Here is an 8,065-nt window from a genome sequence, read left to right as displayed (position 1 = left end):
AACATTGCTGTTCGTCGAGCTCAAACCGGTGGACAGCGACGAGACATTGCTGTCGGTGGAACTCAGGCCGGTCGACAGCGACGAGACATTGCTGTTGGTGGAGCTCAGGCCGGTCGACAACGACGAGACGTTGCTGTTGGCGGAACTCAGGCCGGTCGACAACGACGAGACGTTGCTGTTGGTGGAACTCAGGCCGGTCGACAGCGACGAGACATTGCTGTTGGTCGAGCTCAGGCCGGTCGACAACGACGAGACGTTGCTGTTGGTGGAACTCAGGCCGGTCGACAGCGACGAGACATTGCTGTTGGTGGAGCTCAGGCCAGTCGACAGCGATGAAACATTGCTGTTCGTCGAGCTCAAACCGGTGGACAGCGACGAGACATTGCTGTCGGTGGAACTCAGGCCGGTCGACAACGACGAGACATTGCTGTTGGTCGAGCTCAGACCCGTCGACAACGACGAGACGTTACTGTTAGCGGAGCTCAGACCGGAGGACAGCGCAGTAATTGAACTAGTTGTAGTGCTGGCAAGCGAGTAAAGTTGACTGCCGTTGATTGCGTCTGTACTTGTCGCTGTGATTCTCCCCGCCGCGACATTAGTAATCTGGCGCTCGGATCCGCCCTTACCGACACTGACGACGCTCGTCGGATTGGTGCCAGCGAAACCGCCATAGGTCGTGGATCCAATTGTTACGCTAGCGGTCGGATTTGTCGCGCCTGTAACCGATCCCGACCCAAGGGCAACATCGCCGGAATTAGCCGATGCCGAGGCATTGGCGCCGAGCGCGATGGATGAACTCGGGCCAGCGCTCGCCCTATTTCCGACCTGAATGCGCCCCGCATTTACCTGGAAAAGCGAATTGTTGCCGGTATCTCCGGTACTGTCGCCGATAATTGTATGGGTGAGTCCGTTTAAGTCGGTATACCCATAAAAGTAGTTTCGGATCGTCGTTCCGGCTCCGAATCCACTTAACAAAATGCCCTCGGGAAGGCCCTGGAGTTGATTATCGCTGTTGGCGATGAGCTGGTAAGCCGCTATGTACGAATTGCTGTTGAAGCTGTTGGTTTGAATTAATCCTGAAATCGCCGTCGGAATTTGGGCAAATACGCTCGGGGAGAATGCGGAAAGAAGCAGTAGTGGGACAATGCCCAGTCTGCCGGCCCGAACCGCGTGATGAAATTCCCTGCTCAGCGGCGGTGCTTCCTTGGCCGAAGCGGTCTTGCCTCGCTGTTTTGCCCCTTCCGACACGACCACCCATCCGGATGAGACGTGGGACCATATGATCTTGTATATCTTGTTCATGTTAACGATGCGTTGAATATTAATTGTAAGAAATCAACAAATAAATCTCGTCGATGCAAAAAGCAATCAACTTCGGCGTATGCCGAATTTGATCGTTCATCTCGCTATGGTTTGTATTGGCTGTCTCTGCGCTATGAGGGCACTTCTGGTGGTGCCTTCAAGTATTTTTAGTTAATGCGGAGATTTGCGAGCATTCTTCACTTCGTTTGTAGCGAATCGCTTTCCAGTTCGAACATCCGGCGATCCTTGCCGCGAATCCAGTGTGGCTCTTTCCCTCTGCCGCTCCAGATTGCACCAGACTTGGGATCGAAATAGCGCGGTCGGACCTTGCGTTTTTCGCTGCGCGGGAACACCTCTTCCGGGACGAACTTAAACTCTTCGATAGCGATCAGGATTTCCGACAATACTTTTTTACGACAGAGAAATCGCTCTTCGTTGATCTGCGCCTCGAGCGAGGCCTTTCTGTTCAAGAAATTGGAGAATTCAGTCATTTTGACCTCACTCGGCAACTTAACGTAACGAGCATCGTTGCGCTTCCGATGGGGCGGGTTGGGCAACTTTGTATTCGATGTTTGTGGTATATCTTGTCTGAACTATTAACCTGTCGCTTTTGGGTTGCGCTGCACGTTGAAAGTATAGCGACGGTCTGATGTATTTTTTGGCCTTATGTTTTTGATATTTACATTGTTGACTATTCTCCGTTTTATTAATTTATTAAATTGGCTTTGGCGAGGATTCCGTACGCCCTGCGCGGCGACGGCGAGCAGGACGAGCGGGGCGCACGCCGACGAACACGATCTGCACGCGCTCTCCGAAACGCAGGCGCGGCGGCTGCGCGTCGGCGAACAAACCGTCGAAAGACCACACGAATTTCTCCATGGGGCCGGTGAGGTGCAATTCGATCGTGCGCGTCGGCGCACGGCCAACGGGGTCCGGGAATGCACTGCGTAAATCCGCGTACGTCAGCACGGGCCGACCGTTGCCGCGTAAGCCGTGCCAGTGGATCGACGCCGGTTCGTTCGTCCGGCTGGCGACGCGCAGCGCGATGGTGCGGCCTTCGCGCCCACGCACGAGCGGCCCCGGTAGCGTGCCGTTCACAGTCGTCGCCGTGCGCGCGTGCCCATACATCTGGCCGCCACAGGCCGAACCCGCCTGCGAGGCAGGCGGCGCCGATGCGGGTGACGAAGTGCGTCTGCCGAAATCTGGATGCATGACCTGAATGAAGTCCGGTTGTCCTGGTGCACGATCGCCGACGGCCGATTTCCCGAGAACGCGGCCCGTCGAGCTTGGGACGAGATTAGCGACGAAGCGACATCAGCTAAATTGCTGCCAGATGACAATCCGTTCATGTTCGTTGTCTGGAAAATTGCCATCTTTAGCGCTATCTTTTCGATGTGCAGCGCCCGCGCCGCATAAATATCGGTCAACCCAACCCGGGCCCGCCTCGAGACCATGCGCATCCTGATTGTCGAAGACGAAGAAAAAATGCGGTCGTACTTGCACAAGGGCCTGACGGAGGCGAGCTACGGCGTCGCCACGGCGAGCAACGGCGAGGACGGGCTGTTCATGGCATTGAGCGAGGATTTCGATCTGGTGATCCTCGACGTGATGTTGCCCATCGTCGACGGTTTCGAAGTGTTGCGCCGATTGCGGAAACAGAAACACACGCCAGTGCTGCTGCTCACCGCGCGCGACACGATCACCGACAAGGTGGAGGGACTCGAGCTCGGCGCGGACGATTACCTGCCGAAGCCTTTCGACTACGCCGAACTGCTCGCGCGCATTCGTTCGCTATTGCGCCGGACGCGCCAGGACAATCGTACCGTGCTGAAGATTTCGAATCTCGAGGTCGACATCGTCAAGCGACGTGTAACGCGTGGCGGCGCACGCATCGAATTGACCGCACAGGAATTCGCGCTGCTGCAGTTGCTGGCCGAACGCGCGGGCGAGATCCTGACGCGCGCGTTCATCACGTCGCAGGTCTGGGACATGAATTTCGACAGCGACACGAACGTCGTCGACGTCGCGATCCGGCGGTTGCGCCTGAAGATCGACGATCAGGACCCGAAGCTGCTGCACACGGTGCGTGGCATGGGCTACGTGCTGGAAGATCGCTCCTCATGACGCGCTCGCAGTCCTATTCGCTGCTCGGTCGGCTGACCATGGCGTTCGCGCTGGCTGGCGTCGTCGTGCTGTTCCTGATCGGCACGTTTCTGTACCAGGCGCTGTCCACGCAGCTCCGACAACGCGACGACGGCGAGATTTCCGACAAGCTGAAGCAGATCGGACAAATCTTGCACGAGTCCCGGACGCTCGATGGCGTCCGGCAGGCTGGGCCGTTGTTTCACGAAGCGTTGCAGTCGCATTCGGGCTTGTTCGTCGCCGTGTTCGGCGTCAACGGCGAGTCGGTCATCCAGCATTCGGAGTCGGCGGGCGTCGCGCTGGACGCGCGCATCGCCAGCGAGCATGAACCCCACCGGGCGTACGCGTGTGCGCCGCCCGGCATCGGTCCAGCCGAATGCATGCATGGCCCGGTGCTGCTGGCGGATGGCAATACCGTGACGGTCGCGATCGTGCGAAGCGCGGGCGACCGGACCTCACTCATGCATGCCTATTTGATCCATGTCGTCGTTGCGGCCGCGGCCGGTGCGCTGTCGATCGCCGCGCTCGGTTATGCGATCATGCGGAGCGGGCTGCATCCGGTCCGTGAAATCGGCCGGCACGCGACGCGCATCGAGGCGAGCCGACTCGACGAACGGCTGAGCATGGACCATGCCCCGGAGGAGCTCGCCGAAATTACCCGATCGATCAACCGAATGCTGGATCGCCTGCAGCTTGCATTCGATCAATTGTCGCGTTTCTCGTCGGATGTCGCGCATGACATGCGCACGCCGCTCGCGAACATCATCGGCGCATCGCAAGTGATTCTGTCACGCGAACGGGAACGTGCCGAATACGAAACGCTGATCGAATCCAATCTGGAGGAGTGCAAACGGCTCAAGAGAATGCTCGACAACATGTTGTTTCTCGCGCGCTCCGATCATGCGACGCAGCATGTCACGCCCGAACGCTTCGATGTCGGCGAGGCGCTCGCGAAGATCGTCATGTACTACAACGAGGTCGCGAGCGACCGGAATATCCGGATCGCTTTCGATGGCGTCGGTACCGTCGTCGCGGATGAAATGCTGTTCCAGCGTGCGGTCGCGAACTTGCTGTCGAATGCGGTCGAGCACGCGCGGCCCGGTACGATCGTTCGTATCGCCATTGCCGAGCAGGAAGGATCGACGTCGATCGGTGTCCGAAACGACGGAGAGGATATACCGGCCGAACATGCGGCCCGCCTGTTCGAGCGCTTTTATCGAGCCGATCCGTCGCGCCACGGCTCGTCGAAGAATTCCGGTCTCGGTCTGGCCATCGTCAAATCGATCATGGAACTGCATCGCGGCACGGTCGGTGTCGTCAGCGCCGGCGGAGAGACCGTTTTCACGCTCACATTCCCAACGCCGAATTGAAGCTATTAAGGTCGCGTGTTTTCGACTGTTAAATTTGGTTGTGGCAGCCACGCGGGGGTGATTTTTGCACTAATGTCGATGCTCGGTTCGATGGTCGGAAAGGTCATTCATATCGGAGGAGCGGTGGGCAATCACGACATCAAGGGCAAGGTCGTCCTGATCGCAGGCGGCGCAAAGAATCTCGGCGGTCTGATCGCGCGAGACCTGGCGAGCCATGGCGCAAAGGCGATAGCGATTCACTACAACAGTGCGAGTTCGAAGGCGGAGGCCGACGCGACGGTCGCGGCTATCGAGGCGGCAGGATGCGAAGCAGCCGCTTTTCACGCGGATCTGACGAGCGCGGGTGCGATGGAAGCGCTGTTTTTGGACACGATCGCGACGTTCGGGCGTCCGGACGTCGCGATCAATACGGTCGGCAAGGTGTTGAAAAAGCCGTTCACGGAGATCAGCGAGGCCGAGTACGACGAAATGGCGGCAGTGAACTCGAAGTCCGCGTTCTTTTTCCTGCGCGAGGCGGGCAGACACGTCAACGACAATGGCAAGATCGTCACGCTGGTCACTTCGCTGCTCGGCGCGTTCACGCCGTTCTACGCGGCCTACGCGGGAACCAAGGCGCCAGTCGAGCACTTCACGCGTGCGGCGGCGAAGGAGTTCGGCGCGCGCGGCATCTCCGTGACGGCGGTCGGACCGGGCCCGATGGACACACCGTTCTTCTATCCGGCTGAAGGCACCGACGCGGTCGCCTATCACAAGACTGCCGCCGCGCTGTCGCCGTTCAGCAGGACGGGCCTCACCGACATCGAGGATGTCGTGCCGTTCATCCGCCATCTCGTGACCGACGGCTGGTGGATTACCGGTCAGACGATTCTGATCAACGGTGGTTATACGACGAAGTAGCGCACGTTGGGAAGGCGATTCATATCCATTTATCATAGCTGGCGACGACCGTGGCGTGGTCAAAGCGGAATTGCCACGCCACTGCAGGGTCAGCATTGCCGCTGTGAGATGCGCTTTACCGGAATCGCAGCAGGTCGGATATTTCGCATAACAGAGCAACCCTGATACATCGAACCGAAACGAGGCGCCGCGCATCGAGTGAACATTCCGCTGCTGGCGGCTCGGAGAAGGAAGGTCGGCCGGTGGGGCGTCGCTGGGCCGATGGACAGGCTACAGCGGAACAATGCCGTCTTCATCAAACGTCAATTCGCGCGCCATATGCAGTACAGCTTATATGCTTCGTCGAGCGTATTGGCCCACGTCAGGATCGCCGTTTCCACGTCGTCCGCGGCCGGCTGCGGCGTAAGCGGACACATCGTCCACGAATGATGACGCCGGTACGAGTCGATCGAGTACGGTAGCCAGGTCCGATCCGAGCGGGCCTCGATCGTATAGGCGATGGTGGGCGTCACGACTCGCCAGATCGAGACGATTTCCGCAGAGGCGGTACGAGGCGGCACGACGCTCATGTTACGGGCGGGCGCGGTTATCCGGATCTGATGAGACGGCCGCGTCCGTCTCTGCTCTTCCTGGGACGAACGTGACGACCGTTGCTCCGGCAGCGCGGGGAGGGAATTACTCAAAATTCAGAATGTATGTCACCGAGGTATTGAAGGTTCCCGCAACCACCGGAAGCGACGTAGCAACATATCCGGCAAAGTATACGAGGGTAGCGGAGCCGTCCACGATGTTGAACGACTGCGAGTTTTGCGCACCGCGGGCGCCTGCAAGATTGATCTTCGAGAAATCGCTGTTCATGATCGACAGCTGGACATTCTTCGCCGTTCCCATGTTGATGAGTTGACCCGTGTTCTGATCGACGGTCGGGCCCGGTTCGAAATAGACCGATACGCGTCCGGATGGCGGCGTGCAATCGCTCAACGTGATCTTGTACGGGCGCGTCATGGTGGGCGGATCGCCGACATAGCGAAATGATGCAACCGGGAGCGTACCCACCTTGACGTCGAAGGAAGAATTTTCGGCTTCCGCGCCATTGATCTTGCAAGTCGCTCCTTCAATCTGCCCTTGAAAGTTCACCAGCCCATCTTCCGCGCGCGCTGCGGGCAGCAAGTGGAAAGCGGTGGGGATGGCGACCGCGAGCGGCACGACGAACAGCAAGCGACGCATCGATATTTTCCCCATGTGGAATCGGATGACTCTGCGGCGGCGACGAATGTTCATGATCATTGATAGGACAACGTATAGGTCAAGATTCCGTTCGCGGTTCCCGGAACGATCCTGGCTTCGGTCTGAACGTAGCGTGCGCGCAATTTGACGTCGACCCGTCCAATATCCGATTGGCGCCCAAGGCTCGCGACGAGTTGCTGATTGATCGCGCCGGACTCCGGGCCGAACGCGATCGGGGAGGAGATCCCGGTTGCGCTGTCGGGCAGGATCTGGATTCCGATTCCGCGCGCGGTCGAATCACGGGTGAGCGGCAGGGTGTTTCCGGTGTTGGCGGGATTCGCGTTGTCGGTAAACGTCATGTAGACATTGCGCGTGACACCGGTGCAATCGATGGGAATCGAGAAATTCACCGGATCGCTCGTCGTGCCGGGGCCTTTGAATTTCCGCTGCGGCACGCTGCCCAACGGCACTCGAATCGACGATGACATGACTTTGCACGACGCATATTGAATGACGATGTTGCCGGAAAGATTGAATCGCCTAAATACGACCCCGCCGGCAGCAACTTCTCCAATTTGAGCACTGAAAAATCTTCCAGGCTGAATTTCGCCCGTTTTGATAATTTCCAGGGTGAATGTTCCACCGTAGGCGATCCATGTGAATGGACCCCAGAAATTTGCCGGATCGGACGTTAGCGTGGCGCCGTTATCCAAATCCTCGTAATACGTTTGCCCCCGGGAATTTCCATTGGCCCATGCCGGGCCGTCGACGACTGTTTTTATTCTGATTCCGATTCCGGGGGCATTGGTCTGGTAAATATAATTGCCAAGGCTCGTGAGATTACCGTTGTGTTTGACGGTCATCGGTACTTGAGGTGCACTGCATTGAACGACGTTAGACCATCTCGTCGGAAGAAAGACCGTGATCGTGTCGAGAACGGTGCCGACAGCGGCGTTACGATCCGGGTTGATCGTTTTCCCCGAGAAATTTATGACATTCGTACTAAATCCGGGCAGCCCCCAGCAGAATGCTGCGTTTGCGATGGATGGCGACCACAGTACCGCTACCAGAGGTATCAAACAAAAATAATTAATCAGACGCTTCATTGCTAACCTCGCCATCCGTGT

At 58.1% G+C, this 8,065-nt stretch carries 10 protein-coding genes; 4 read left to right on the top strand and 6 right to left on the bottom strand.

Annotated elements, in window-relative coordinates; genetic code table 11:
- From WS89_RS34915 to WS89_RS10715, 3 genes are all read right to left on the bottom strand, one after another.
- Positions 1-1,302 (bottom strand): ESPR-type extended signal peptide-containing protein (locus WS89_RS34915; RefSeq protein ID WP_373558385.1); only part of this gene is annotated, 1,302 nt, incomplete at its 3' end.
- Positions 1,303-1,499: 197 nt separating this feature from the next.
- Positions 1,500-1,793, bottom strand: coding sequence for an H-NS histone family protein (locus WS89_RS10720; protein ID WP_059790901.1), 294 nt, complete (start codon positions 1,791-1,793; stop codon positions 1,500-1,502).
- Positions 1,794-2,016: 223 nt separating this feature from the next.
- Positions 2,017-2,430 carry a multicopper oxidase domain-containing protein gene (locus WS89_RS10715; protein WP_059790883.1) on the bottom strand — a complete coding sequence of 138 codons (414 nt, stop codon included), beginning with the start codon at positions 2,428-2,430 and terminating at the stop codon, positions 2,017-2,019.
- Between the two features lie 78 nt (positions 2,431-2,508).
- On the opposite strand from WS89_RS10715, the gene WS89_RS33715 reads away from it, so the two are divergent.
- The 4 genes from WS89_RS33715 (at position 2,509) to WS89_RS10700 (ending at position 5,711) form a co-directional block, all read left to right on the top strand.
- Positions 2,509-2,718: a hypothetical protein gene (locus tag WS89_RS33715; protein WP_156440334.1), complete on the top strand. Its 210-nt coding sequence runs from the start codon at positions 2,509-2,511 to the stop codon at positions 2,716-2,718.
- A 36-nt stretch (positions 2,719-2,754) separates the two neighbouring features.
- Positions 2,755-3,426, top strand: coding sequence for a heavy metal response regulator transcription factor (locus WS89_RS10710; RefSeq protein ID WP_059790881.1), 672 nt, complete (start codon positions 2,755-2,757; stop codon positions 3,424-3,426).
- Complete coding sequence (locus tag WS89_RS10705) at positions 3,423-4,814, top strand: heavy metal sensor histidine kinase (RefSeq protein WP_059790879.1); 1,392 nt, start codon at positions 3,423-3,425, stop codon at positions 4,812-4,814. The genes WS89_RS10710 and WS89_RS10705 overlap by 4 nt, the downstream gene beginning before the upstream one ends.
- 123 nt (positions 4,815-4,937) lie before the next feature.
- Positions 4,938-5,711, top strand: coding sequence for an SDR family oxidoreductase (locus tag WS89_RS10700; protein ID WP_059790899.1), 774 nt, complete (start codon positions 4,938-4,940; stop codon positions 5,709-5,711).
- Positions 5,712-6,013: 302 nt separating this feature from the next.
- On the opposite strand, the gene WS89_RS10695 is transcribed toward WS89_RS10700, so the two are convergent.
- The 3 genes from WS89_RS10695 to WS89_RS32170 form a co-directional block, all read right to left on the bottom strand.
- Positions 6,014-6,223 (bottom strand): hypothetical protein, encoded by a 210-nt coding sequence (locus WS89_RS10695; protein ID WP_060354869.1) that lies wholly within the window; start codon positions 6,221-6,223, stop codon positions 6,014-6,016.
- A gap of 163 nt (positions 6,224-6,386) precedes the next feature.
- Positions 6,387-6,938 (bottom strand): fimbrial protein, encoded by a 552-nt coding sequence (locus tag WS89_RS10690; RefSeq protein WP_059790875.1) that lies wholly within the window; start codon positions 6,936-6,938, stop codon positions 6,387-6,389.
- Positions 6,939-6,994: 56 nt separating this feature from the next.
- Positions 6,995-8,044: a fimbrial protein gene (locus tag WS89_RS32170; protein WP_179949857.1), complete on the bottom strand. Its 1,050-nt coding sequence runs from the start codon at positions 8,042-8,044 to the stop codon at positions 6,995-6,997.
- Positions 8,045-8,065 lie beyond the last annotated feature (21 nt).

Source organism: Burkholderia sp. MSMB1072 (assembly GCF_001524725.1).
Lineage (GTDB): Bacteria > Pseudomonadota > Gammaproteobacteria > Burkholderiales > Burkholderiaceae > Burkholderia.
This window is presented reverse-complemented; position numbering and strand designations above follow the sequence as displayed.